General features: G+C 65.2%; 23 protein-coding genes. 15 read left to right on the forward strand and 8 right to left on the reverse strand.

The genetic code is table 11. From position 1 onward, the window contains the following. Position 1: 1 nt before the first annotated feature. Positions 2-1,222: a TIGR03364 family FAD-dependent oxidoreductase gene (locus tag M1D44_RS20165; RefSeq protein WP_316852260.1), complete on the forward strand. Its 1,221-nt coding sequence runs from the start codon at positions 2-4 to the stop codon at positions 1,220-1,222. Between the two features lie 61 nt (positions 1,223-1,283). Here the strand turns inward: M1D44_RS20165 and M1D44_RS20170 are convergent, their stop codons facing one another. Beyond that, positions 1,284-1,967, reverse strand: a complete 684-nt coding sequence (locus M1D44_RS20170; protein WP_024979020.1) for an HAD family hydrolase — start codon at positions 1,965-1,967, stop codon at positions 1,284-1,286. Between the two features lie 45 nt (positions 1,968-2,012). Further along, a complete protein-coding gene (locus M1D44_RS20175; RefSeq protein ID WP_024979019.1) occupies positions 2,013-2,948 on the reverse strand; it encodes a LysR substrate-binding domain-containing protein in 936 nt (311 codons plus the stop codon). 200 nt (positions 2,949-3,148) lie between these two features. Between M1D44_RS20175 and M1D44_RS20180 the strand changes: the two genes are divergently transcribed. The 4 genes from M1D44_RS20180 (at position 3,149) to M1D44_RS20195 (ending at position 8,417) form a co-directional block, all read left to right on the forward strand. Beyond that, the gene (locus M1D44_RS20180; protein ID WP_045204000.1) at positions 3,149-3,568 is read left to right on the forward strand and encodes a F0F1 ATP synthase subunit epsilon; all 420 of its coding nucleotides are present in this window, start codon (positions 3,149-3,151) and stop codon (positions 3,566-3,568) included. Between the two features lie 300 nt (positions 3,569-3,868). Continuing rightward, entirely contained in the window at positions 3,869-5,839 is a 1,971-nt protein-coding gene (locus tag M1D44_RS20185; RefSeq protein ID WP_316852688.1) for a TonB-dependent receptor plug domain-containing protein, read from the forward strand. After that, positions 5,836-6,408: a YfiR family protein gene (locus M1D44_RS20190; protein ID WP_024979016.1), complete on the forward strand. Its 573-nt coding sequence runs from the start codon at positions 5,836-5,838 to the stop codon at positions 6,406-6,408. Before M1D44_RS20185 ends, M1D44_RS20190 begins: the two co-directional genes overlap by 4 nt. Then, on the forward strand, positions 6,405-8,417 hold the full coding sequence (locus tag M1D44_RS20195; RefSeq protein ID WP_316684665.1) for a putative bifunctional diguanylate cyclase/phosphodiesterase: 2,013 nt from the start codon (positions 6,405-6,407) through the stop codon (positions 8,415-8,417). The genes M1D44_RS20190 and M1D44_RS20195 overlap by 4 nt, the downstream gene beginning before the upstream one ends. 15 nt (positions 8,418-8,432) lie before the next feature. Here the strand turns inward: M1D44_RS20195 and M1D44_RS20200 are convergent, their stop codons facing one another. From M1D44_RS20200 to M1D44_RS20215, 4 genes are all read right to left on the reverse strand, one after another. After that, entirely contained in the window at positions 8,433-9,320 is an 888-nt protein-coding gene (locus tag M1D44_RS20200; protein WP_024979014.1) for an EamA family transporter, read from the reverse strand. Positions 9,321-9,481: 161 nt separating this feature from the next. Then, the gene (locus M1D44_RS20205; protein WP_316852261.1) at positions 9,482-11,122 is read right to left on the reverse strand and encodes a rhodanese-related sulfurtransferase; all 1,641 of its coding nucleotides are present in this window, start codon (positions 11,120-11,122) and stop codon (positions 9,482-9,484) included. Further along, positions 11,119-11,778, reverse strand: a complete 660-nt coding sequence (locus M1D44_RS20210) for a cysteine dioxygenase family protein (RefSeq protein ID WP_316852262.1) — start codon at positions 11,776-11,778, stop codon at positions 11,119-11,121. Before M1D44_RS20210 ends, M1D44_RS20205 begins: the two co-directional genes overlap by 4 nt. A 60-nt stretch (positions 11,779-11,838) precedes the next feature. After that, positions 11,839-13,047 (reverse strand): acyl-CoA dehydrogenase family protein, encoded by a 1,209-nt coding sequence (locus M1D44_RS20215; protein WP_024979011.1) that lies wholly within the window; start codon positions 13,045-13,047, stop codon positions 11,839-11,841. 197 nt (positions 13,048-13,244) lie between these two features. Between M1D44_RS20215 and M1D44_RS20220 the strand changes: the two genes are divergently transcribed. From M1D44_RS20220 to M1D44_RS20250, 7 genes are read left to right on the forward strand one after another with little or no spacing between them, the layout of a single operon-like run. Then, positions 13,245-14,336 (forward strand): LLM class flavin-dependent oxidoreductase, encoded by a 1,092-nt coding sequence (locus M1D44_RS20220; protein WP_316684662.1) that lies wholly within the window; start codon positions 13,245-13,247, stop codon positions 14,334-14,336. Between the two features lie 9 nt (positions 14,337-14,345). Next, positions 14,346-15,185 carry a class II aldolase/adducin family protein gene (locus M1D44_RS20225; RefSeq protein WP_024979009.1) on the forward strand — a complete coding sequence of 280 codons (840 nt, stop codon included), beginning with the start codon at positions 14,346-14,348 and terminating at the stop codon, positions 15,183-15,185. A gap of 48 nt (positions 15,186-15,233) precedes the next feature. Beyond that, entirely contained in the window at positions 15,234-16,241 is a 1,008-nt protein-coding gene (locus tag M1D44_RS20230; protein ID WP_316852263.1) for an ABC transporter substrate-binding protein, read from the forward strand. Positions 16,242-16,275: 34 nt separating this feature from the next. Next, the gene (locus tag M1D44_RS20235) at positions 16,276-17,313 is read left to right on the forward strand and encodes an ABC transporter permease (protein WP_024979007.1); all 1,038 of its coding nucleotides are present in this window, start codon (positions 16,276-16,278) and stop codon (positions 17,311-17,313) included. After that, positions 17,307-18,104 (forward strand): ABC transporter ATP-binding protein, encoded by a 798-nt coding sequence (locus M1D44_RS20240; protein ID WP_316852264.1) that lies wholly within the window; start codon positions 17,307-17,309, stop codon positions 18,102-18,104. Before M1D44_RS20235 ends, M1D44_RS20240 begins: the two co-directional genes overlap by 7 nt. A 14-nt stretch (positions 18,105-18,118) precedes the next feature. Continuing rightward, entirely contained in the window at positions 18,119-19,285 is a 1,167-nt protein-coding gene (locus M1D44_RS20245; RefSeq protein ID WP_316852265.1) for a c-type cytochrome, read from the forward strand. A 25-nt stretch (positions 19,286-19,310) separates the two neighbouring features. Continuing rightward, positions 19,311-20,252: an ABC transporter substrate-binding protein gene (locus M1D44_RS20250; protein WP_316852266.1), complete on the forward strand. Its 942-nt coding sequence runs from the start codon at positions 19,311-19,313 to the stop codon at positions 20,250-20,252. Here M1D44_RS20250 and M1D44_RS20255 read toward each other — a convergent pair. Together M1D44_RS20255 and M1D44_RS20260 are read right to left on the reverse strand one after the other, a co-directional pair. Next, entirely contained in the window at positions 20,249-20,614 is a 366-nt protein-coding gene (locus tag M1D44_RS20255; protein ID WP_024979003.1) for a hypothetical protein, read from the reverse strand. The genes M1D44_RS20250 and M1D44_RS20255 overlap by 4 nt on opposite strands. Positions 20,615-20,668: 54 nt before the next feature. Next, entirely contained in the window at positions 20,669-21,565 is an 897-nt protein-coding gene (locus tag M1D44_RS20260) for a LysR family transcriptional regulator (RefSeq protein ID WP_024979002.1), read from the reverse strand. A gap of 118 nt (positions 21,566-21,683) precedes the next feature. On the opposite strand from M1D44_RS20260, the gene M1D44_RS20265 reads away from it, so the two are divergent. The 3 genes from M1D44_RS20265 to M1D44_RS20275 all read left to right on the forward strand — a co-directional run bounded on the left by M1D44_RS20265 (position 21,684) and on the right by M1D44_RS20275 (position 25,466). After that, a complete protein-coding gene (locus M1D44_RS20265) occupies positions 21,684-22,745 on the forward strand; it encodes an SMP-30/gluconolactonase/LRE family protein (RefSeq protein WP_316852267.1) in 1,062 nt (353 codons plus the stop codon). 183 nt (positions 22,746-22,928) lie between these two features. After that, the gene (gene kdgD, locus M1D44_RS20270) at positions 22,929-23,867 is read left to right on the forward strand and encodes a 5-dehydro-4-deoxyglucarate dehydratase (RefSeq protein WP_024979000.1); all 939 of its coding nucleotides are present in this window, start codon (positions 22,929-22,931) and stop codon (positions 23,865-23,867) included. A gap of 27 nt (positions 23,868-23,894) precedes the next feature. Continuing rightward, complete coding sequence (locus M1D44_RS20275; RefSeq protein WP_316852268.1) at positions 23,895-25,466, forward strand: aldehyde dehydrogenase (NADP(+)); 1,572 nt, start codon at positions 23,895-23,897, stop codon at positions 25,464-25,466. Positions 25,467-25,510: the final 44 nt, after the last annotated feature.

Raw genomic sequence — 25,510 nt, forward strand, 5'->3', positions numbered from 1 at the left:
GATGCAAGCTCCCGTAACTCAAGGGGGCCTGGATGCCAGCACCGACGTCGCCATCGTCGGGGCTGGCATTTTGGGCTTGGCGCACGCAGCCGCTGCAGTCAAACGCGGCCTGCGCGTGACGGTATTCGAGCGCAGTGATATTGCCGTCGGCGCGTCCATTCGCAATTTCGGTCAGATGCTGGTGACCGGCCAGCCGCCCGGCATCATGCTGGACCTCGCGCGCGAAAGCCGCGCGCTGTATCTCGACTGGGCCGATAGGGCCGGCATCTTTGCGCGCGCCAACGGTGCTCTGCTATTTGCCCGCAATGCCGCGGAAGAAGCCGTGCTGGACGAGTTCATGGCGACGCGCGCACCGGCTTTCGGCTACAACGTAAAGCTGTTGCGCAGCGCAGACCTGGCGAACCTCTACGATGGACGCTTCATGCGCCACCGCGCAGCGCTCCAGGGCTTTGATGATCTGCAGCTCTATTCGCGCGAAGCCATTCCGGCGCTGGCGTCATGGCTTGCCACGCAAGGTGTGCGTTTCCATTTCGGCACGCTCGTGCGCCATGTTGAAGGCGGCCGGCTGGAAACAACCGCCGGTGTGTGCAACGCCCAGCGTGTGATCGTCTGCAGCGGTCACGATTACCAGACGCTGTGTGCGGACCAGCTTCGCGCGCTGCAACCGCAGGTTTGCCGCCTGCAGATGCTGCGTGTCACACCCGAAGATGGCTTCCGCCTGGAGCACGCCGTGCTGACCGGGCTGTCATGCACGCACTACGGTGCATTTGCGGACTTGCCGACGGCGCAGGCGCTGGCCATGCAGATCGAGCATCAGCGCCCCGAGCTGGCGCGTCATGGCATTCACCTGTTAGTCAGCCCGACACCCTATGGCGACTGGATCGTTGGCGATTCGCACGACTACGGTCAGGACGCTCGCCCGTTCAACGCCGAGTCGGTCGATAACATCATGCTCGACCTCGCGCGTGACACCTTCGGCAGCAAGTTGCGCGTGGTGGAGCGTTGGCAGGGCGTGTACGGCGCCAAGTGCCGTGTACCCGGCAGCGGCGCGTTCTCGATCACCCGCATCGATGACCGCACCACCGTCGCGCTGATGCACAGCGGCATTGGTATGAGCGTGGGTCCGGCGCTGGCGCATCGGCATATGGATGCGCTGGTCGACGGCACCGAACTGCCGCAGTGGACGCCGCCGGCGAGCACGCCCGCAGCGATGACTGCCTGACGGAGTGTCGTTCACCGACAAAGACGCCTGCACGGTTCATGCCGCGCGGGCGCTCTTGTTTTCAGGCAGCGAAGAGTTCGATGATGGGCCAGCCGCGCGACTCGGCCACGGCCCGCAAGGTGGTGTCGGGGCTCACTGCCACCGGGTGCGAAACGGCTTCGAGCAGCGGCAGGTCGTTGCGTGAATCGCTGTAGAACACGGTGCGCGAGAAGTCCGTCATGCGCTGGCCGCGCTGCGCGAGCCATTCCGTCACGCGTACGATCTTGCCTGCGCCAAACGTGGCCGTGCCGAGCGGGTTGCCCGTGAATGCGCCATCGCTCTGACCGTTGATGGTCTCGCCCTCGACCGCCAGCAGATGCGGCACGTTGAAGGCGGCGGCAATCGGCTCGGTCAGGTAGCGGTGCGTGGCGGTAACGATGCAGCAAAGGTCGCCAGCGCGCAGGTGTGTGTCGACCAGTTGCCGCGCGCGCGGCAGCATGGCGGGTGTGATGACTTCGCGCAGGAACGTGGCACGCCAGGCGTCGAGCCGTGTGCGCGGGTGCTGGGCCAGCAGGCCGAGCGAGAAGCGCACGTGCCGCGCAAAGTCGAGCGTGCCGTCGCGGTATTCCCGCATCCAGCGTTCGTTGGCTTGCTCGAAGACGCTTCGATCGACGGCGCCCTGGGCGACCAGGAAGCGGCCCCATTCGTATTCGCTGTCAACGGGCAGCAGGGTGTGGTCCAGGTCGAACAGGGCAAGCGATTGCATACAGCGGGCGGACAGGGGCGGTTGAAAAACCGCGAGGTTACGGCCCTAGCGCGTCGCGGCTGTGTCCATCGCCATAACTTTGGCGATGAACGCATCGGCGTTTTTCTTTGGCGCCTGTGCAAGCACCGGGTTCAGGCAGTCAAGGAAGGCGCGTACCAGGCGTGCGTCCTTGCGCTCCTTCAGGAAGTACAGATATTCGTGGATGACCGGCGCGTTGTCTGCAAACGGCAGCACGCGCACGTCGGGCCGGCGCGGTGCTTCACGCGCGGGAACGATGCTGCAGCCCAGCCCCAGGCTGATCGCCTCGTAAATGGCTTCACGGCTGCCGATGATGCTCGTGCTGGCAGGCTCGATGCCGGCCGCAGCGAACGCGTCTTCGGTGACGCGGCGGGTGACGGAGCCCGGTTCGCGCATCAACAGCTGGCAGCCGGCAACGTCATCCAACGTGATGCTCGGACGCCGCGCAAGCGCATGGTCCAGCGGCACGACCAGCACCATGGTGTCTTCTGCCAGCGTGATGCGATGCAGGCGCTCGTCATCCACGGCATGAGACGACACAGCCAGGTCGATGCGCACCTCTGACAGCGCTTCGAGCATCTGCTGCGAATTGCCGAATTCGATGGTGATCTCGATGGTCGGATGCCGCGCGCGAAACGCCGCCACGCTGGGCAGGATGTAGTAAGGGCCCGTGGCGCCCACGCGCAGGTTGCCAGTGCGCAGATCGCCCGCATTGCGCAGGAGAAAATCGACGTCGCCCTCCTGCTGCGCAAGGCGCTCGACGATGGGCATGAGGCTCACGCCCAGGTCCGATAGGTCCAGCCGGCTGCCGCGGCGGTGGAACAGCTCGACGCCGTACATCTCTTCCAACTGGCGGATGCGTCCGGTCACAGTGGGCTGCGACAGGCGCAGGTGCTTGGCAGCAGAGGTGACGCTGCCTTGGCGCGCCACCTCGAAGAACGACATCAATAGATCGCCCAGCATGCTTGTGTTTCCCTGATATGTCTTTTTGAAGGTCTGGCGGACAGTCTAGGCAGCGTTTGTGACGTTACATACTGTGAAACCTTACGGTCAGCCGTGGCTGCACGCGTCGGCGCTGGCCCGAATCGGAGCGAGTTCCGAGGAGGGCGCCGGGCGCACATCGTGCTACCTTGTGAACCTATGCGCGTAATAGAGGAGACACCATGCCGGTGCTGAAGGTCGATGTCGTCACGGCAGAAGAACGGCTGTACGAAGGCAACGCCAAGTTTGTGGTCATCCCCGGCACCGAGGGTGAACTGGGCATCCTGCCCGGCCATGAACGTCTGCTTACGCGGCTGCGTCCAGGCACCGTCCGGGTCACGCAGGAGAACGGCGAAGAGGTGATCCTCTTTGTGGCGGGCGGCTTTGTTGACGTGCAGCCCGAGCAGGTAATCGTGCTGGCAGACACCGCTGTGCGCGCGCACGACCTGGATGAGGCCAAGGCCGAGCAGGCCCGCAAGGCGGCGGAGGAACACATGCAGAACAGCAAGAGCAAATTCGACTACGCACGTGCACAGGCGGAGCTGGCCGAAGCTGTCGCGCAACTGGTCGCCATCGAACGTTTGCGCAAGCGCCGCCGCTGAGCCTTGGCCGTCACAAAATGGCACGTGCTGCCGCCACACCACAACGGCGCTGACGTGTCGTCCCAGCAGTGGAGGGGTAAAGAACCGCGCCGGTTCTCCGTTTTAAAGCAGAACTATCGAATTCCCGCTGAACGTCCCTCAGAGACGTGATCGGTTCTGCCGGTTCCGCTGATGCCGCCCCTTGTTGTGATTGCCCGTGCGCTCGCGCAGGGCTACCGGAAACATCCGAGTTTCGCGCTCTCGATCGCAGTGTCTGTGCGCTTGCCACGCACGCCGCTCGGCCCTAAGCGATGCGCGCAAATGTTTGCGGTGGCGGGTACGTTGCTTTCCACCGCAGCGCTGGCACAGGCAGACGTGACTGACCTGACTGCATTGCCCATCGAGCAACTCATGCAGGTGCAGGTCGTGACGGGTGCATCCAAGTACGCCCAAGCTGCCAACGAGGCGCCCGCCACCGTATCGGTCATCACCGCAGCTGACATCAAAGCCTATGGCTGGCGCACGCTGGGCGACATTCTGGGCAGTCTGCCGGGGCTCTACACCAACTACGACCGCAACTACACCACGCTGGGCGCACGCGGTTTCTTGCGCGCGGGCGACTACGACACCCGCTTCCTGTTGCTGATTGATGGCCATCGCACCAACGACCCCATCTTCGACCAGGCGGCCGTCGGCACCGAAGCGATCCTCAACGTCGACCTCATCGAGCGGGTGGAGTACGTGCCCGGAGCTGGCTCGGCGGTGTACGGATCGAACGCGCTGTTCGGTGTGATCAACATCATCACCAAGCGCGGCCGTGACATTGACGGCGTGCAGGCCAGCGGATCGACGGGCAGCGCCAATGCGCGCGATGCCCGTGTGACGTGGGGCAAGCGGGCGGAGAACGGCGCCGAATGGCTGCTGTCGGCCAGCGTGAACGATGCCCCCGGCCGCGACCTCTACTTTCCCGAGTTCAACCAGCCCGGCGTGAGCGACGGCGTGGCCCGCGGCATGGATTACGACCGCGCCAAGCGCCTGTTTGCCAAGGGCAGTTTTGGCGAGTTCGGGCTGACCTTCGGCTACGTCGATCGCACGAAGGGCGTGCCGACGGCGCCGTACGACCAGAGCTTCAACGACCCGCGCTCCCGCACTGTCGACACGCGGCAGATGTTCAACGGCACCTGGCAGCACGCGCTGGACGACACGACCGACGTGTCGGCACGGCTGTTCTGGGGGCGCTATGTCTCGCAGGGCGATTACGCATACAACCCGCCTCCGGCCGGTATCAACCGCGATGTATTCGACACCGCGTGGTACGGCACCGAACTCAAGCTCGTGACGCGCCGCATCGAACGCCACACGCTGGTCATCGGTACGGAACTGCAACGCGACTACCGTGATGCAATGCGCAATTTCGATACGGTGCCGTATGCCAGTTACCTCGACGACCATCGGAGCAACAACCGTGTGGGCGTATACGTGCAGGACCAATTCCTGCTCCATCGGGACTGGGTGCTGGATACGGGCCTGCGCTACGACCACACGAGCTTCGCATCGGGCATCTTCAGCCCGCGTGTGGGCCTGATCTGGCATGCCGCCCCAACGACCACCGTCAAGGCGATCTACGGTATGGCCTATCGCGCGCCGAACGATTACGAGCTGAACTATCAGACCAGCGCGCCCGGCGGCCAGCAGGTCACCAATGGGCTGTCGGCCGAGCGCATACGTACGTATGAAACGGTGGTCGAGCAACAAGTTGCCGCGGGCGGCAAGGCGACCTTGTCGGTGTTTCAGAACAACGTTTCCAACCTGATCAGCCAGAGCGAAGACCCGAACACCGGGCTGCTCTTTTTCAGCAACGTAGCGCGTGTGCGCACGCGCGGCGCAGAACTCGGCTACGAGCAGAACTGGCCGGGCGGCACGCGCTTGCGCACGAGCTACAGCTTCCAGCGTTCCGAAGATGTCGATACCGGCCAGACACTGAGCAACTCGCCGCGTCACATGCTCAAGGTCAACGCCACCGCGCCTGTGTGGCGCAGCGACTGGCGTGCTGGGGTGGAAGCGCAGTACATCAGCAACCGGCTGACGACAGCAGGCCAGGTGGGCGGTTACTGGATCGCCAACCTGACGTTGCTGGCGGCACGGTTGGCGCCCAACCTGGAGATGTCGGCCAGCATCTACAACCTGTTCGATCGGCGCCATGCGGATCCGGCTGGTCCGGAGCTACCGCAGCCGTCCATCGAGCAGGATGGCCGTGCCTTTCGCGTGAAATTCACCTACACCTTCCGATGAACACCCCGCACGGCACCGTCCGACGCGCTCGAAGATCCGGCCCGCGCAGGTTATGCGCGGTGCTGGGCGCCGTGCTGGCGTGCGTGGCATGCATGGGTGCCACGAACGCACAGATGCAGGCCAGCGAGGTGCAGGTCAAGGCGGCGTTCATCTACAACTTTGCGCTGTTCACCAACTGGCCGGCCGATGTCATGCAGGCCGACGCCCCGATGGTAGTGTGCGTGACCGCACAGCATCCGTTGCAGGCGGCCTTGGAAAAACTGATAGGAAAACCCGTGCGCGGACATCGCCTGGAAATCCGAAAGCTCAACGACAGCACCGTTGCCGGCTGCCATGTCCTCGTGTTTGATGCACGTACCCCGAATGGTGTGCGCGTCGATCCGGCCGCGCCCGTGCTGACAGTGTCCGACAGCCCAAAGAGCCAGCGCGCAGCCGGCAACCCGGAGCCGATGATCGCGTTGGCCCTGCATGACGATCGCGTGGTCTTCGACATTGATGCAGTGGCTGCGCGGCAAGCCCATCTTCAGCTCAGCTCACAACTGCTGCGCCTGGCTAGGACCGTGCAATGAGCCTGTCCATTACGACCCCTCAACCCCGCCTGGGGCACTCCATGGTGCGGGCCAACATGGCCGGTGCCGGTGCGGCGCTGACAATCGCGGGCTTCCTGCTCATCGTGTTCCAGTTCATCGCGCTGCATGCGGCGCTGGTGCGGGACGTGCATGTGCAGGCGCGCATCGTGGGCGCGAACAGCGTGGCCGCGCTGCTCTTCAATGACCGTCGCGCGGCGGAAGAAACCCTGGGCGCGCTGGGAGCGTCACCGTCGCTGCGTGCGGCCGGCATTTTCAGCGCGCTGCGCAAGCCGCTGGCGCTGTATCAGCACGGCGATGCCGCACCGGTGCGCGCCCCCGATGCCGCCATGCTCCGCGAGTCGGATGTGTCCACGCTGACCACGCTGGAGGTGGTGGAGCCCGTGGAATCGGAACGCCGCGTGATCGGCTATGTGGTGGTGCGCTCCAGCCTGACCGAGCTGTACATGCAACTACTTGGCTACGCCGTGCTCACGGTGTCGGTGGGCATCGGCGCGATGGGCCTCGCGTATCTGGTGATCGCCCGCATGCGCCGCGCGGTGCTGCAGGCAGAAGCGCATCTGGACTACCTCGCCCACATCGATTCGGTCACGGAGCTGCCGAACCGGCACGCCTTCAACGAACGCCTGCAGGTGTCGCTCAAGCGCGCGGGCCAGGCGGGTGCAGTGGGGCTGCTCCTGCTGGATCTGGACAACTTCAAGGTCGTCAACGACACGCTGGGCCACAACAACGGCGACCGACTGCTGCGCCAAGTTGCGCGGCGGCTGAACGACGTGATCGACCAAGCCAACTTGCGTGCCGTGCTGTGCCGCATCGGCGGGGATGAGTTTGCGGTGATCGCTGAGCTGTCCGGCCGGGCGCAGATCGCCGACACGGAAGCGGCAACGCTGGCCGACGGATTGGCCAAGCGCATTCTTGCCGCGCTGGCGGCGCCGTTTGCGCTCGACCTGCATCAGATCTACGTAACGGCGAGCGTGGGCGTGAGCCTGTATCCGCATGACGCACGCGACGTGCAGGTGCTCACGCGCAACGCCGACACGGCGATGTACCACGCCAAGAACCACGGCAAGAACGCGGCCGCCAGCTTCACGTCGGAGATGGACCAGCAGGCGCGCCGCCGCCTGCGTGTGGAAGCCGATCTGCGCCGCGCGCTCGACCGCGAAGAGCTGTTGCTGGCCTACCAGCCGCAGGTGCGCCTGTGCACAGAAGGCGCACACGATTCGGTGATCTGCAAAGCAAACGTCTACGGCGTGGAGGCGCTGGTGCGCTGGCGCCATCCGGAGATCGGCCTGATCGGCCCCGGCGAGTTCATCGCCGTGGCGGAAGAAACCGGGCTGATCGTGCCGCTCGGCCTGTGGGTGCTGCGCACCGCGTGCGAACAAGCCGTGCGCTGGATGCGTGAGGAGGGCGTCACGCTGCGGGTGGCCGTCAACCTGTCGGCGCGGCAAACGCGCGACCCGGCGCTCGTGGAAAACGTCATGGACGTGCTGCGCGAAACCGGCATGCCGCCGCATCAGCTCGAACTCGAAATTACCGAGAGCGTGCTGATGGAAGACATCGAAGACAACATCGCGCTGCTCGAATCCTTGCACGCGGCCGGCATCAGCCTGTCGATTGACGATTTCGGCACCGGGTATTCGTCGCTGGCGTATCTGCAGCGTTTCCCGATCCAGAAGCTCAAGATCGACCGCAGCTTCGTGCAACGCATGCCCGGCGACGGCGAGGCCATTGCCGGCGCGGTGATCGCCATGGCGCATAGCCTGCGCATGCAAGTGGTGGCCGAAGGCGTGGAAGACCCCGAGCAGCTCGCGTTGCTGCGCAACGCCGGATGCGACCTGGGGCAGGGCTATCTGTTCTCGCGCCCGCAGCATGCCGACGCGTTGATGGCGTGGCTCAACCGGCTGGACAACGCTGCGGACAGCGGCGCCGCTGCGTGTGCCGAAGAGGACGCGGTGCCGAGCGCGTCGTTGCCGTCGTCGTTGGCGGGTTGAAGGTCATGCAGGCCCTCAGGCTGCCGCCCGCCGCGCCGCCCGCGTAGCCCCGGCCGTCAGCACCACCACCGCCGCCAGGATGATGCCCGTCGCACCCAACGTCTGTGGCGCGACCACTTCATCGGCCAGCCACGCGCCCATCAACAGGGCGATGGGCGGGTTCACGTACACATAGCTTGTCGCCATCACGGTGGACACGCGCTCCACCAGCGCCATGTAAGCCGTGAAGGCAATGGCCGAGCCGAACACCACGAGGTAGCCCCATGCAAGCGCGGAATGCATGCCGATGTGCTTCGGCCACGCTTCGCCGGTGATCAGGCTGAGCAGCACGAGCGCTACGCCGCCAAAAGCCATCTCCAGTACGAAGGCCGTCGTGCCCTTGGGCATGTCGATGCGCTTGGAGAGTTGCGAGCCGAATGACCACGAAGCAATGGCGATGGTCAGTGCCAGCACGCCTGCCGTGCTGGCCTGGAACTCCGCCCCGCGAAACAGCACCGCAATCCCGATGCTGCCCAGCGCAATGGCGCCAATCTCATACGCACGCAGGCGGCCGCCGGCCAGCAGCGTCCACAGGGTTGAGAACAGCGGCATCGACGCGATCATCACCGTGGTGGCGCCCGATGAGATGGTCTGCTCCGCCACCGCCGTCATGCCCATGCCGCCCACCAGCATGAACGCTCCGATGAGCGCGCAGTTGCGCACCTGGCGTGCGGTCGGCCGATCTTCCGGCTTCCCGCGCTGGCGCAGGATGACCAGCGGAGCGAGCAGCAATGCCGCAGCCAGAAAGCGCGAGCCCATCATCAGGAAGGGCGGCAGATCGGTCAGCGCAAAGCGGATGGCGAGATACGTTGTGCCCCACACCACGTAGGTGATGAGCAGGCACAGGGCGATGAAGGGGGACATGAGGGAACCTCTGCGAGGAAGTCCCGATGCTACTCAAGGGAAGCTGACGCGCAAAACGAGTTTTGCTATCGCTCGTTGTGAGCGCCGTTAGCAAGCAAGTGAGCCAAGGCGTGGGGCGTGTTCCAAACGCCAGACCCCACGTTCCGAACGGCGGGCAGCGATCAGATCACCCGAAAACCGTGCGTTCCGTCCCGTCGCAACTGCTCCACCAGCCCGAACTCCCAATCGAGATAGGCCTGCATGGCTTTGCGCGGGGCGCTCGTGCCTTCATACGGACGGCGGTAGCGGTCGATGCGATTCGAGGCGAGGCGAGTCTCCCCGGTTTCAACGGGCAGGCCGGCAGCCACCCATGCTGCGGTGCCGCCGTCGAGCACCCACACTTCGGCTTGCGTCAGCGCGGCAAGGTCGGCGGCGGCAAAGCGGGCGAGCAGGCTGGAGCCACAGGTCAGCACATAGCGGCGTGCAGCCGGGATGCGCGCGAGCGCGGCGGGCAAGTCGGAGCGCACGGCAAACCAAGCGCCCGGAATATGCCGTGCGACATAATTGGCGCTACGCGTGACATCAATGACGGCTGTGTCGCCGGCTTCCAGCCAGCCGGCCAGAGCGCGGGCGTCGACTGTGCGCACGGCGGGTGGTTGCGGGGCAGGTGTCTGCCACGCGCCCGTGGCGCTGCGCTCGCTGGTGTCGACAGGATCGACGACATAGACCTCCCAACCCATTTGTGCGAGCCACGAGGCGGACATGTCGGCGCGCACGCCATCATCATCGGCCAGGACGATGCGGGCACCGCGGACGGCGGCAGTGTGATCGGTTTCCTGCACAAGCTGCCCGCCTGGCGCGCTGGCAAAGCCGGGCAGGTGGCCGGCGGCGTATTCCTCTAGCGTGCGCACGTCGAGCTTGTAGAGCGTGCGGTCGGGCGCCTCCAGCTTGGCAACGTCTGCGAGTGCTACGCGCGGGACGTTGGCGCGTTCGGCCACAGCGCGCGCATCGGCTTGTGCCTGTGCGCGCGTGTCGGCAGCAACGTCTTGCGGATGACGGCGGCTGGCGCCATGGTCCAACATCTGATCGGCCAGCAGCCAACCGATGGTGCCGTTGCGCAGTGCCGCCACCGGGTTGGGAATGCCCGCATTCACCAGCGATTGCGTACCGATGATGCTGCGCGTGCGCCCGGCGCAATTGACGATGACCTGCGTGCTCGGGTCCGGCGCCAGCTCGCGGATGCGTAGCACCAGCTCGGCTCCCGGCACGCTCGTCGCCGTGGGGATGCTCATGGTTTGAAACTCTTCATAACGGCGTGCGTCGACGATGACCACGTCGCGCTTGGCATCGAGCAGCGCCTTCACCTCCTGCGCGCTGAACGACGGCGTATGGCGGTGCGCCTCCACGTATTCGCCAAAGGCCTTGCTGGGCACGTTCACGTCCTGGAAGACTTCGCCACCGGCAGCGCGCCAGCCATCCAGGCCGCCTTCGAGCAGGTACACGCGCGTATAGCCGAGTTCGGCCAGCTTGGCGGCCGCTTGCGGGGCAAGGTCCACGCCATCGTGCACGCCATACAGCACGATCAACGTATCGCGGCGCGGAATGCGTGACCACGCTTCCAGCTCCAGCCGGGAGAGCGGCAGGTTGGCTGCCCACAGCGGATGCGCCTGCGCGTACGGGTCTTCCTCGCGTACGTCGACCAGCGCGATCTCCTTGCTGGCCAGCAGCGCTGCACGCACGTCGGCATATGTGAGCGTGGGGACGTGGGTTTGGGCCAGCGGCGCAGCGACTGGCGATTCGATGGCGTCGATAGGGCTGCTCATGATGCGGGCGTGTCCTTGGAGCGATCCCAGAGATTGGGCAGGTGGGTATTCGAGTAACCAGAGACGAAGGGCTTGCGCTCGCCGTCTTCCGTATAGACGGAGCGGTGGATGCCGCCGATGTTGCCGCCGTACACGTGGATGCTGATCGACGTGCGATCGTCAAAGGCGTTGTGCACGCGGTGGATGTCGCCAATGCGCGGCGAGACGTGCTCCACAGCGCCGGGCTCCAGACGGATGGCCGGACCGTCGGGTTGGGGCTTGCCTTGTGCGTCGAGCTTGAACGGCTGCGAGTATTCGGCGCCGCGCAACATGCCGATCAGGCCCCAGGTCGTGTGGTCGTGAATGGGCGTGCGTTGGCCAGGGCCCCAGACAAAGCTGACGATGGAAAAGCGCTCGCCGGAATCGGCATGCAGCAGGTACTGCTGAAAGTGCTCGGGGTGGGGCTGTGCGTATTCAGCAGGCAGCCAGTCATCGCGGGCGACGAGCACGCCGAGCAGGGCACCGGCGCGCGAGAGGATCTCGGCTTCGGTCGGCTGCTGATCCAGCAGGCGCGACAGTGCTGTCACGAAATCGCGCAGCGGCACGGTGGACTGGGTTTGTGCGGCTGCCGCAGAGGAAAAAGCAGCGGAAACGGCAGCGCGGGCGGGCGTGCTCATCGACAGGTTCCTGATGTGGGGTTTTGGTGCATCTTGCTGGACTTGGGCGGAGGCGTCTAGCTAAACCCCGAGTGCAGTGCGGCCGGCTGCCAGCAGGATGGAATCGTTTTGCGGCGTGTGGATGCGGCTGCACAGTACATCGCGATAGTGGCGCTCCAGCGGGTTGTGGCGCGACAAGCCGTGATTGCCGGACAACTTCAACGCGAGCTCCACCGCGCGGATGGCGTTGGTGGTGACCGTGTACTTGAGGAGCCCGCTGTCGGTGACGGAAAGCGGCGAGCCCGCATCAGCTGCCTCGGCTGCATGATCCAGGAGCACGCGGTTGGTGTGCAGCGCAGCTGCAATCTCGCCCATCGCTTCCTGCATGCGCGGCAGCGTGGCCAGCGGCCCGCCCAGGTTGGCCGGCGCACGTGTGTTCAGGAACTGGATGAGCCAGTCGCGGGCAGCCTGCGCCACCGCGTCGTACAGGCTGCCGAGCAGCACGGTCATCCACGCTTGCTGGTCGAGTTGCGCACCGGTGTCGGCTTGTGCAGCATCGTGCGCTGCCCATGCAGCAGCGGGGCGGATGTCGACGGCGTAGTCGAGCGGAATTTCCACGTCTTCCAGAACGACGTCGTGGCTGCCAGAGGCACGCAAGCCGAGATGGTTCCAGGTTTCTTCGATGCGGATACCCGGTGTTTCGGGCAACGGACGTGGCACAAGGAAGACGCCCACGCGGGGCTCGGCTTCATCGGTTCGGCCCCACACGGCCAGCCAGCGCAGGGCGGGGCTGCCGGTGCTGTAGAGCTTGCGACCCCGGATGCGCCAGGCGTTGCCGACACGCGTTGCCACCGTGGCCGGCAACCCGCCCCGAGCCGGGGAGCCCAGATCGGGCTCCACACGCAGCGCGTTGATGAGCGCACCTTCATTCAACGCCGTCGCAAACACCTGTTGCCGAACATGCGCAGGCCAGCGTGTATCGGCACGTGCGATGGCGCGGTGCTGCAGGTACGTCATTGTCAGCACAAGCGCAGTGGCTGCATCGGCATGCGCGATGGACGCAATGATCTGGCGCGCGGTCTTCAGGGCCGCGCCGCCGCCGCCATGCGTTTTTGGAATGACTTGGGCGATCAAGCCGGATGCGTGCAGCAACGCAAAGTTGTCGTGCGGGAAGCCGCCATGCAGATCGTGCTCTGCGGCGGAAGAGGCCAACTGCGGGCAGACGGCGGCCAGCACTTCGGCAAGCCGGTCGGGCGGCGTGGGTAGACGATGCAAGGGCGCAGACGACATGACGGTGCAATGTGCGAAGCAGGTGATGTTGGCGCACAGCGTATCGAGGTTGCCGAGCGCCGCGAACGATCTATGCCGAATATGCAGCGTTGAAATTATTCGTTAGTGCAGCGCCGGTGGTGACGTAACTTCATTCGCGTTCACGGCGGGGCATCGCGCCTTGCCAGCCTTCTAACGATATGCGGAACGGAGCCACCATGAGCGTCGATTTCATCGGCATGATCCAGAGCCAGAAACAGTCGGAAATCCACCCCGCCGATCCCAACGGGCCTGTGATTGACCGTGATTACGTGCGTGCCTTTGCACAGGCGCACGAGCAGGCCGGCTTTGACCGCATTCTGGTCCCGCATCATTCAACGGGGCCTTCGGCCACACTCACGATCTCGTACGCAGCGGCACTGACGGAGCGCATTCACTTCATGCTCGCGCACCGGCCGGGGTTTACGAATCCGACGCTGGCCGCGCGGCAGATCGCCACGCTGGACCAGTTCACCGGTGGCCGTCTGGGCGTGCACTTCATCTCGGGCGGCTCCGACAGCGAGCAACGTCGCGACGGCGACTATCTGGGCCACGACCAGCGCTACGCGCGCACCGACGAATACCTCGGCATCCTGCGGCGCATCTGGACAGAAACGAAACCGTTTGACCACGAGGGAGCCTTCTATCGCTTCGAGCAAGGTTTCTCTGAAGTGAAGCCCGCGCAGAAACCGCATGTGCCGATCTACTTCGGGGGCGCATCCGACGTGGCCGTTGAGGTGGCCGGCAAACATGCGGACGTGTATGCGCTGTGGGGCGAATCGCTCGACCAAGTGCGTGATCTGACGACGCGCGTGCGGGCGGAAGCCGCCAGGCATGGGCGCAGCATCCGCTTCTCGGTGTCGTTCCGTCCGATCCTGGCGGACACGGAGGACGCGGCCTGGGCGCGGGCAGAGAGCATTCTCGAGCGGACGCGTGCGCTGCGCGTGCAGCAGGGCTACAGCCGAGGCGGCCCGCAACAGAGCGAGGGCGCACGGCGCCTGCTAGCGGCCGCGGAGCAGGGCGAGCGCGTCGACAAACGCTTGTGGACGGCCATCGCCAAGGAAACCGGTGGGCGCTCCAATTCCACCGCGCTGGTTGGCACGCCGGAGCAGGTGGCCGATGCGCTGCTCGACTACTACGACCTGGGCGTCACCACCTTCCTGATCCGCGGCTTTGATCCGCTGGAAGACGTGGTGGATTACGGTCGCACGCTCATCCCGCGCGTGCGCGAGCTGGTGGCGCAGCGTGATGCGCAGCGCAAGGCCGCGTGAGGAACAGGCATGAGCGCAGTCCTTTCCATCGAGCGCGCGGCATCGTCCACGCTCAAGCTGAACAGCACGCCAGAGCAGAAATTCTGGTTTGATCCGCCCGCCGTGCGGCCGACGCTCGAGGCCGAGCGGCGCCATCGGCAAGAGCGTCTTGCGGGGGCGTTCCGCCTGTTTGCGCGGCATGGCTTTGACCTTGGGCTGGCGGGCCATATCACCGCACGCGATCCGGAGTTGACGGACCATTTCTGGGTCAACCCTCTGGGCGTGCATTTCTCGCGCATCAAGGTGTCGGACCTGCTGCTCGCGAATGCGCGTGGCGAGACGGTCATCGGCAACCGGCCGCTGAATAAGGCGGCGTTTGCGATTCATGCGGCGATTCACGAAGCGCATCCGCACATCGTGGCTGCAGCGCATACCCATTCGACGTACGGCAAGGCGTGGTCGACGCTGGGCCGGCCGCTGGATCCGCTCACGCAGGACGCATGCTCGTTCTATGAAGACCATGCGCTGTTCGACGACTTCACCGGCATGGTGGTCGATTCCAGCGAGGGCGAGCGCATTGCGCATGCGCTCACCAAGCCCGACGGCGGCACGCACAAGGGCGTGATCCTGAAGAACCACGGCATTCTCGCGGCCGGCCCGACCGTGGAAGCCGCAGCGTGGTGGTACATCGCGCTGGACAACGCGGCACACACGCAATTGCTAGCAGAAGCTGCGGGCACGCCGCAGCCCATCGATGCCGCCACGGCGCGCCACACGCACAGCCAGGTGGGCGGCCAGGAAGGCGCGCTGCACGCGTTCGAGGGCCTTTACGCAGGCCTGGTCGCTGCCGAGCCCGACGTGCTCGATTAAGCCGTCGCCTGACAAACAGATCGAATACATCATCACGGGGAGCATTCAATGAGCGAAGAGACAGCGGGCATCTCGCGCCGCAAGGTATTGCACGCGGCGGCAGCCACGGCGCTGGCAGCACCGGCATTGATCCTTGGCCGTAGGGCCTACTCGCAACCGCGCAAGCTGACGTTTGCATGGAACCAGAATTCGTTCTGCCTGACGCCCATCGTGGTGGCGCAGGAACGCGGCTTCTTCGAAAAGAACGGGCTGCACGTCGACCTGATCAACTACAGCGGTTCGACCGACCAACTGCTTGAATCGATCGCTACCGGCAAGGCAGACGCGGCAGTCGGCATGATCCACCGCTGGCTCAAGCCGCTGGAAGCCGGCTTTGACGTGAAGATCATCGGCAGCTCGCATGGCGGTTGCGTGCGGCTTGTGGGATCCAAGGCGGCAGGTGTCACCAACCTGGCCGCGCTCAAGGGAAAGGCCGTGGGGGTGAGCGATCTCGCCGCGCCGGGCAAGCACTTCTTCACCATCTTGCTGGCCAAGAACGGCATTGACCCGGACAAAGACATCACCTGGCGCCAGTACCCGGCCGACCTGCTGGGCGTGGCGGTGGACAAGGGCGAGATCCAGGCGATTGCCGATGGCGACCCGAACCTCTACCTGCTGGAGAAGCGCACGAACGGCGCGTATGTGGAACTGGCCACGAACCTCTCCGGTGAATACGCACGCAAGGTCTGCTGCGTGATCGGCGCACGCGGCGAACTGGTCCGCAATGACCGCCCGACGGCGTCCGCATTGGCGCGTTCGATTGTGCAGGCCACGGATTTCGTCAACGAAAACCCGAATGAGGCCGCCAAGGTGTTTGCCAAGTATTCGCCCAAGGTGGCGCTCGACGACTTGCGCAAGCTCTACGCCACGCTCACCTACACGCATCACCCGACCGGCCTTGACTTGCGCGACGAGATCGCCTTCTACGCAGAGGACTTTCGCCGCATCGGCGTCATCAAGAAGACCACCGATCCGCAGCGTCTCGCGCAGCACGTGTACGTGAATGTGCTGGCCTGATGTAGGCGGGTAAGGACATGAGGAATACATCGACATGAGCACAATCCCGCAAACACTGGAGGCGCCGGCCGCGCTGTCCAACCCATTTGCCGATGCCGTCGCCAATGGACGCGTATGGCGCACCGGCGCGGTTGCTGCATTGGCATGGATCGCCTTCGGACTGCTGACGTGGCGCTGGCCCAATCGCGTGGTCGGCTTTAGCGATTGGGCATTCACGGTAGAGCTCGGCGTTGCCGCTTTGCTTGCGGGCATTGCGCTGTTCGTGGTGGCGTTAACGGCCGGTCATGTGACCCCGTTGCGCGCCGTGCAGGAGGCACTGCAACCGGCGGGGCCGTGGCTGATCGCCGTGCCTGTGGTGCTGGCGTTGTGGGAGGCGCTGACCGCCAAGTCCGGCGCATTGCCCACGCCATTCTTTGCGCCGCCGCAGGCATTGATCGAGGTCTATTCGGAAGACTGGCCGCGTCTGGGCGACAGCGTGCTCAATACGCTCAAGCTGCTCGGCATCGGCTATTTTCTGGGCGCGTTGACAGGCTTTCTGGTGGGCGTATCGATCGGCTGGTCGCGCGCGGTGGGCTACTGGGTGCATCCAGTGCTGCGCATCCTGGGCCCGCTGCCGGCGACGGCGCTGCTGCCGATCACCTTCTACTTCTTCCCGTCGAGCTATTCGGCAGCGGCTTTCCTGATTGCCCTGGCTGCAGGCTTTCCGGTGGCGGTGCTCACGTGGTCCGGCGTGGCCGGCGTCAGCAAGAGCTATTACGACGTTGCGCGCACGCTGGGCGCATCCAACGCGTTCCTGGTGCTGCGTGTTGCGATTCCGGCGGCGCTGCCGCAGGTGTTCGTGGGGCTGTTTATGGGACTGGGTGCATCGTTCACCGTGCTTGTGACGGCCGAGATGATGGGTGTGAAGTCGGGCCTCGGCTGGTACCTGACCTGGGCGCAAGGCTGGGCATCGTACGTCAACATGTATGCCGCGCTGATCGTCATGGCGCTGCTGTTCTCCAGCATCATCACGCTGCTCTTCAAGGTGCGTGACCGCGCGCTGGTCTGGCAGAAGGGGACGCTGAAATGGTAGCCGTGCTGGAACGTGAGGCGCTGCCAGCGGCCAGTGTCGGCGCACGCATCGACGTGCAGGGAGTCAGCCACTGGTTCGGCAGCCGGGCCAATCCGCTTCAAGTGCTCGACGGTGTGAGCCTGACCATACAGCGTGGTGAATTCGTCGCGCTGCTTGGGCCAAGCGGTTGCGGCAAGTCCACGCTGCTGCGCTTGATTGCGGGGCTGGAACCTCCCACGCATGGCCGTATCCTGCAGGACGATGCGCCCATCGGCGAGCCGGACCCGTCGCGTGTGGTCGTCTTTCAGGATCCGACGCTCTACCCATGGCGGCGCGTGTGGGATAACGTTGCGCTGGGCCTGCAAGCGCGCGGCGTATTCAACGCAGAGCGTGATCGCGTGGACGACGCACTGGAACGCGTGGGCCTGGGCGGCTTTCATCGGGCGTTTCCGCATGAACTTTCGGGCGGTATGGCGCAACGCGTGGCGCTGGCGCGTGCGCTGGTCAACGACCCGCAGTTGCTGGTGCTGGACGAGCCGCTGGGCAAGCTGGATTCACTCACGCGGCTGGCCATGCAGAGCGAGCTGGTGACGCTGTGGCAACGCGCGCGCTTCTCGACGGTGCTCGTGACGCACGATGTGGAGGAAGCGCTGTTCCTGGCGCAGCGTGTGGTGATCTTCAGCCCGCGCCCCGCACGCATTACGGCAGAGCTGACGGTGGATTTGCCTTACCCGCGCCATCGAGGGGACCCGCGCTTGAGCGCGCTGCGACACGAGGCACTCAGTCATCTCGGCCTCGGCGAGACCTGGTAGATGGCGGCACCATCATGAGCGGACCGGAACCGACGGTCTGGCTCAACGCATTGCTCCGTTTTCTGCAATGGGCGCAGCATGGCGTGCTGGTGCTGTTGCACACGCTTGGGCTAGCTGGCGAGGTGCACGGGCAGCCGGCATGGCCGTGGGATGTGCGCATCGCCGGCGAGACTCTGCTGATCGATCTTGGACAAGCGCGGCAACTTGGCCTGACGCTCATCGCCGTAACGCTGGCTTTGCTGGCCGTCGTGATGGCCGTGCTGGTGCGACGCTGGAGGGCGGTGTTATCTGGCGCCGCGGTAGGCCTTCTGGTGGTGGCGCCGTGGCCGTCGGCGGTTGTGTTGGCGCCCGCCGTGCCGACGAGTTTCCATGTCAGCCCAACGGCGTTTTCGGTGGCGTCCATCACGCAGGGCACGCGCATCTACCACGCCGCCTGCGCAAGCTGCCACGGCGCAGACGGCCGAGGCGAGGGCCCCTTGGCCGCCACGCTCACGCGCTGGCCGCCCACGGTGGTCGGCCCATTGCTTGGCCGTCATGCCGATGGCGAGCTGTTCTGGCACATCGCCCACGGCATGCACGACACGCAAGGGGCGTCGACCATGCCCGCATTTGCCGATCAACTGAGCGACGCTGATATCTGGGCGGTACTTGACACCATGAAGATGCTGGCCGCGAGTGGCGGCGTGCGCGCCGGCGGCTGGCCTTTGCCGGTGGCGCTGCCGGCGTTGTCGGTGCGCTGCGGCGATGTGCCGACTCAATCATTGGCGGCGTGGCGCAACGGCCAGCGTGTGCGTGTGGTTGCGGTGGATGCGGCATCGGGAGACGACATCCCGCTGGAAGATCCGCGTTTCCAGACGTTGCTGATCACGCCGGATGGCACGTTGCCATCGCACGCGAGCGCTTTCCAGGCGCGTTGCGTGGCAGCAGGCGCAGACGCCTGGAACGTGTTCGCCGCCATTGCCGGTGCCGAGCCACAAGCGTTTTCCGGCACGCAGTTGCTGGCCGACCGCAACGGCTGGCTGCGCGCGCGCGGTGTGCGGGGCGCGACGTGGTCCGACGCTGATTTCCTGTGTACCTCTGCCGCACGCGGAGCCGCCCGCAGCACAAGCGGCCTCGATTCCTTGATCGCCCGCATGGACGCTGAACCCGTGCGCTATGTGAAAGGCGGCTTCATTCACTGACCCTCGACCGCATCGCTCCATCACCATGCCGCAACATCGACGACGATTTCTGCAATCCACCCTGGCACTTGCTGCCGCGCCTGCCTTGTCCATCGCGCAACCCCGCCTCGTGCTCAAGGCGGGCGATCAGAAAGGTGGCCTGCGCGCGCTGCTGGAAGCTGCCGACGCGCTCAAGGGCGTGCAGTACGACATTCAATGGACCGAGTTTCCGGCGGCTGCTCCACTGGCCGAAGCGCTCAACGCAGGCGCGGTCGACCTGGGCCCGATCGGCGATGCGCCAGCCATCTTTGCCTTGGCGGCGGGCACGCGGATCAAGCTGATCGGCGCCAACCGATCGGACCCATACGGCACGGCGGTGCTGGTGCGGCCCGATTCTCCGCTGAAGACCGCGGCAGATTTGAAGGGCAAATCCATCGGCACCAACCGGGGGTCGATTGGGCATTTCGTGGCGCTCAAGGCGTTGGAGTCGGCGGGGCTGGGTCCGGACGATGCCAACTTCCGCTTCCTGCCGCCGGCGGATGCCAAGCTTGCGCTGGTCAACGGGTCGATCGAAGCATGGTCAACGTGGGAGCCCTACACGGCGATGGCCGAAACGGCAAAACATGCACGCGTACTGGTCAACGGACGAGGGTTGTGGTCTGGCCTCAGCTACCTGGCAGCGACCGATGCCGCCCTGGCGGCCAAGCGTGATGCAATGCGCGATTTCCTGCAGCGCGTGGTGCGCGCGCAGGTGTGGTCGTACCAGCACGTCGACAACTTTTCGGCCACGCTGGCCCACATCATCGGCATTGCGCCGGAGGCTGCGCGGCTGCAGTTCGCACGTCGACAGACTGTGTGGCGCGCCGTCGATCCGCAGCTCATTGCGGAGCAGCAGCGCACGGCCGATTTCTACGTGAAGGTGGGCCTGCTCAAACAGCGGCTGGAGGTGGCCACCACGTTTGACAAGGGGTTTCCGCTGATTGCTTAGCGAGCGTTGCCAGAATGCGATTCCGCACTCGGCCGTGATCCGCCATGCGGGCCAGCGGTACCGGGCGCTTCCGCGACGTTCTTGGGCAGGTTGGTTGCCGGCGTGACGGCGTCTGGCGCGTTGTTGCCGCCCTTGCCAAAGCGCGCCGCCAAACGGTCCTGCACTTCGGTCAGTTGCGCCTGCTCCTGCGCTTTCTGAGCCCGCTCGGTCTCGGCCTGTTTGGCAGCGGCAGCTTGTTCGGCCGGGGTGGGCGGTGGCAGCTTGCCGTGGGCGGGGTGCGGCAGCGCAACCACGGTCAAACCGATGGCCACTGCGGCAGACCCTATGGCGGAGCGTCGAATGTTCTGGCGTGTTTGGGGCATGGCGGTCTCCTGGTCGGGATCGCCATGGTTCAGCAAGTGCGGTGCCGCGTGAGTTCAGCGCCCCTCGGCAAGCGAGTTGTGCAGCACCGTCTTGAGCAGGTTGAACACCGGGTTGTCGTTGTCCTTGCGATAGGCCATCCAGAGTTCGACCGGCTTGGCCGGCGTGGTGCGCACCGGGCGATAGACGACGCCCTCGAACTGCAGCATCGCAGCCGCCGCCGGGATAAGCGCCACGCCGATGCCTGCACGCACCAGCGCCAGCATCGAGTGGATCTGGCTGACGTATTCAACGATGTCGGGCAGCACCTCCGCGCGCTCGAACAGGCTGCTCACCATCTGATGGAAATAGCGCGCCTCGTATGGGGAATACATCAGCAGGGGCTGGCCCTCGCAATCGCGCAGGCTGGGGCGTTGCGGCCAGTTGTCGGCCACGGCTTCCGGCAGGGCGATGACGAGCGCTTCCTGCGAGCACGGTACGGCAATCAGTTCGCCGTGCTCCACCGGCGGGCGCAGCAGGCCGACGTCGATCTCGCGCGCATCCAGCGCAGAGAGTTGCGCACCGCTCACCATTTCTTTGAGCGTCAATCGCACGCCGGGTGAAGCTGCCCGCACGGCGCTCACCAGCGAAGGCAACTTCCCGTAGCCGACCGATGCGGTAAAGCCGATCGCCAACTGGCCCGCAGCGCCCGTCGCCACGCGCCGGGCCGTGGCGGCCGCCTCATCGGCCAGGCGCAGGATGCGCGACGCATCGGGCAGAAAACTGCGCCCGGCAGCCGTCAGCTTGACCGAGCGGCTGTTGCGCTCCAGCAGCTCCGTACCGACCTGGTGTTCGAGCAGGCGCACCTGGCGTGACAGCGGCGGCTGCGTCATGTGAAGACGCTCCGCCGCGCGCCCAAAGTGCAGTTCTTCGGCCACGGCAACGAAGCAGCGGAGTTGGCTGAGTTCAAACATCGATTCAAAACCTGCATGGATTGAGTCAGTGCTTATCTTGAATGGGAAAGATCGCCGGTGCAAGAATCGGCTCGCCCCTTCGGTTTGAAGGGCCAATAACAACCATCAGGAGACGAGCATGTCCATGGAAAGCGCGGAAGTCGACCGCCGCAGATTTCTCAGGAGCGTGGCAGGCGCAGGGCTTGCAGCGGCCAGCGGCTTGGCCGCCGCACAGAAGATCGAAGGGTTCAAGCCGAACGCACGTTACCCCGACGTGGCGGTGCAAGTGCTCGACCCGAGCTTTCTGAAATACCGCCTGTACAGCAGCTCGGTGGAGCAACTTGCCACCGGCATGCGGTGGGCCGAAGGGCCCGTCTACTTTCCCGCCGGGCGCTACCTGCTCGTGAGCGACATTCCGAACAACCGCATCATGAAATACGACGAGACGAACGGTGCGTTCAGTGTGTTCCGCGAGCCGTCGAACTACGCCAACGGCAACACGCGCGACCGGCAGGGGCGCCTCGTCACGTGCGAGCACTCCGTGACGCGTCGCATCACGCGCACCGAATTCAACGGCAGCATCACCGTCCTGGCCGATCAATACCAGGGCAAGCGGTTGAACGCGCCTAACGACATCGTGGTCAAGTCCGACGACAGCATCTGGTTCACGGACCCGACGTTCGGCATCAACGGCAACTGGGAGGGCTTCAAGGCGCAGCCCGAACAGGCCACCACCAACGTCTATCGGATCGACCCGAACGGCAGCATCCGCGCGATCATCACCGACCTCGTCAACCCGAACGGCCTGGCGTTCTCGCCCGACGAGAAGAAACTCTACGTGGTTGAGTGGAAGGGCACGCCGTCGCGCAGCATCTGGAGCTACGACATCGCGCCCGACGGCACGGCGTCCAACAAGACCAAGCTGATCGACGCCAACGGCGCGGGGGCGCTGGATGGTTTTCGCGTCGACAAGGACGGCAATCTCTGGTGCGGCTGGGGCTCGGACGGGCGCCTGGGCATCAATTCAGCCGACTACGACGGCGTGAAGATCTTCAACGCGCACGGCAAGCCGATCGGCTTCATCCACCTGCCGGAACGCTGCCCCAACCTGACCTTCGGCGGGCCGAAGAACAACCGCCTTTACATGGCGAGTTCGCACTCGCTGTACGCCCTTTACGTGGAGGCCGAGGGCGCGGTGTGACGCGCCACTGACCAGACGCGGCCGCGCCGTCACGTGCGGCTGCAGCATCGAAATCGGAGACTTAGGGAAGACCCTGTATCAATACAAGTTCTGTATTAATCGAGTCAGCAGTTGGCTTGGACTTGAATCGATCCGGGTGCAAGAATTCGTTCATCAACAACACGCATTCATCGCGAGCGAGACATGTCCCGATACAGCCCCAAAGAATTCGCCCAACAGATCGGCTCTGGTCTGCTGTCCTTCCCGGTCACGCACTTCAAGGCGTCGGACTTGTCGTTCGACGAGGCAGCGTATCGCGCCAACCTGAGCTGGCTGTTCAGCCACGATGCAGCCGGCCTGTTTGCCGCCGGTGGCACGGGCGAATTCTTCTCGCTCACCGCGGCTGAAACCGACCGCGTGGTGCGCGCCGCAGTGGCTGAAACTGCCGGCAAGATTCCGGTGATCGCCCCCGCTGGCCGCGGCACGGCCGAATCGATCGAATACTGCAAGGCCGCTGAAGCTGCCGGCGCCGACGGCATCCTGCTGCTGCCGCCGTACCTGACCGAAGCCTCCGCCGACGGCGTGGCCGCGCACGTGGAGCAGGTCTGCAAATCGACCAAGCTGGGCGTGATCGTCTACAACCGCGCCAACCAGATCCTCGACGAGAACCACCTCGAACGCCTGGCAGACCGCTGCCCGAACCTGGTCGGTTTCAAGGACGGCGTGGGCGACCTGGAACTGATGACGCGCATCTACGCCCGCCTGGGCGATCGCTTCACGTACGTGGGTGGCCTGCCGACCGCCGAGACCTTTGCGCTGCCGTACCTGACGATGGGTGTGTCGACGTATTCGTCGGCCATCTTCAACTTCGTGCCGAAGTTCGCGCTAGAGTTCTACGCCGCCGTGCGAGCGTTCGACAATGCCAAGGTCTACAAGATGCTCAACGAGTTCGTGCTGCCGTACATCCAGCTGCGCAATCGCAAGCGCGGCTATGCGGTGTCGATCGTCAAGGCCGGTATGAAGGTCATCGGCCGTGACGCAGGTCCGGTCCGTGCCCCTTTGACCGACCTGACCGACGCCGAGACGGCAGAACTGTCTGCGTTGGTGTCGCGCATTGCCGAAGTGGAAAAGCTGGCGGCCTGAGCGCAACCGAAAACACAAGGAATCGATATGCAATTGAGCGGCGAACTGTTGTTGGGTGCTGCCCGCGTAGCGGGTAGTGCCGGCAAGGTTCGCGCCATGAACCCCGCCACCGGGGAATGGCTCGAACCCGAATTCACCCTGGCCTCCAAGGCCGATGCCGCACGCGCCGCTGAACTGGCCTCCGCGGCTTTTGACGTTTACCGCGAGACCGCACCGGAAACCCGAGCAGCCTTCCTGGAAGCCATCGCCAGCCAGATCGAGGCGCTGGGCGATGCGCTGATCGAACGCGCGATGGCCGAATCGGCACTGCCGCGTCCGCGCTTGGAAGGCGAGCGTGGCCGCACGTGCAACCAACTGCGCCTCTTTGCAAGCGTGGTGCGTGCCGGCGACGCCGTGGGCGCGCGCCTGGATTCGGCCCTGCCGGAGCGCAAGCCGCTACCGCGCTCGGACCTGCGCTTGCGCCGCATTGCGCTGGGCCCGGTGGCGGTGTTTGGTGCGAGCAACTTCCCGTTGGCGTTCTCGGTGGCGGGTGGTGATACCGCGTCGGCGCTGGCTGCGGGTTGCCCGGTGGTGGTGAAGGCCCATCCGGCGCACCCGGGTACGTCTGAGCTGGTGGGTCGCGCCATTCAAGCTGCGGTTGCGCAGTGCGGGCTGCCGGAGGGTGTGTTCTCGCTCATCCTGGCGGACAACGAAGCAGCTGGCGCACTGGTGGCCGATCCGCGTATCCAGGCCGTTGGCTTTACCGGCTCGCGCGCAGGCGGTCAGGCGCTGTTGCGCATTGCGCAGGCCCGTCCGCAGCCGATTCCGGTGTATGGCGAGCTGAGTGCCATCAACCCCGTCTTCCTGCTGCCCGATGCACTGGCCAAGCGTGCTGCCGCGCTGGGCCAGCAGTACGTGGCGTCGCTCACGATGGGCGCTGGCCAGTTCTGTACGAACCCGGGCCTGCTGCTGGCCATCGACGGGCCGGAACTGGATGCCTTTGAAGCTGCCGCCGCTGCTGCCATGGGCGACGTGGCTGCGCAGCCGATGCTCACGGCGGGCATCCACACCGCCTACACGCGCGGTGTCGACAAGCTGGCCGCCGAGGCCAACGTGCGTTGCGTGGCACGCGGGCAAGAGAGCGACCAACCCAACCGCGGGCAAGCCGGCTTCTACATCACCGATGCGAAGAGCTTCCAGGCGCAGCCGACGCTGCACGACGAGATCTTCGGTGCCACTGGCCTGGTCGTGCGCTGTCGCGATGCGCAAGAGCTGCGCGCGCTGGCCGAATCGCTCGAAGGCCAGTTGACCGCCACGCTGCATCTGGATGCGGGTGACACAGACATCGCGCGTTCGTTGCTGCCGATTCTGGAACGCAAGGCGGGGCGCATTCTGGCCAACGGCTGGCCGACGGGCGTCGAAGTGTGCCAGGCCATGGTGCACGGCGGCCCCTGGCCGGCAACGACGGATGCACGCACGACTTCGGTCGGCACGGCAGCCATCGAGCGCTTCCTGCGCCCGGTGTGCTACCAGGATCTGCCGGCCGAACTGCTGCCCGAGGCACTGCAGGACGCCAATCCGCTCAAGCTGCGCCGCCTGGTGGATGGAAGCTGGGCCTGAAGCCGTAACAGTCGAATAGCAAAAACAACACGCCGGGCCGCACA

The organism is Ralstonia sp. SA306 (assembly GCF_054792405.1).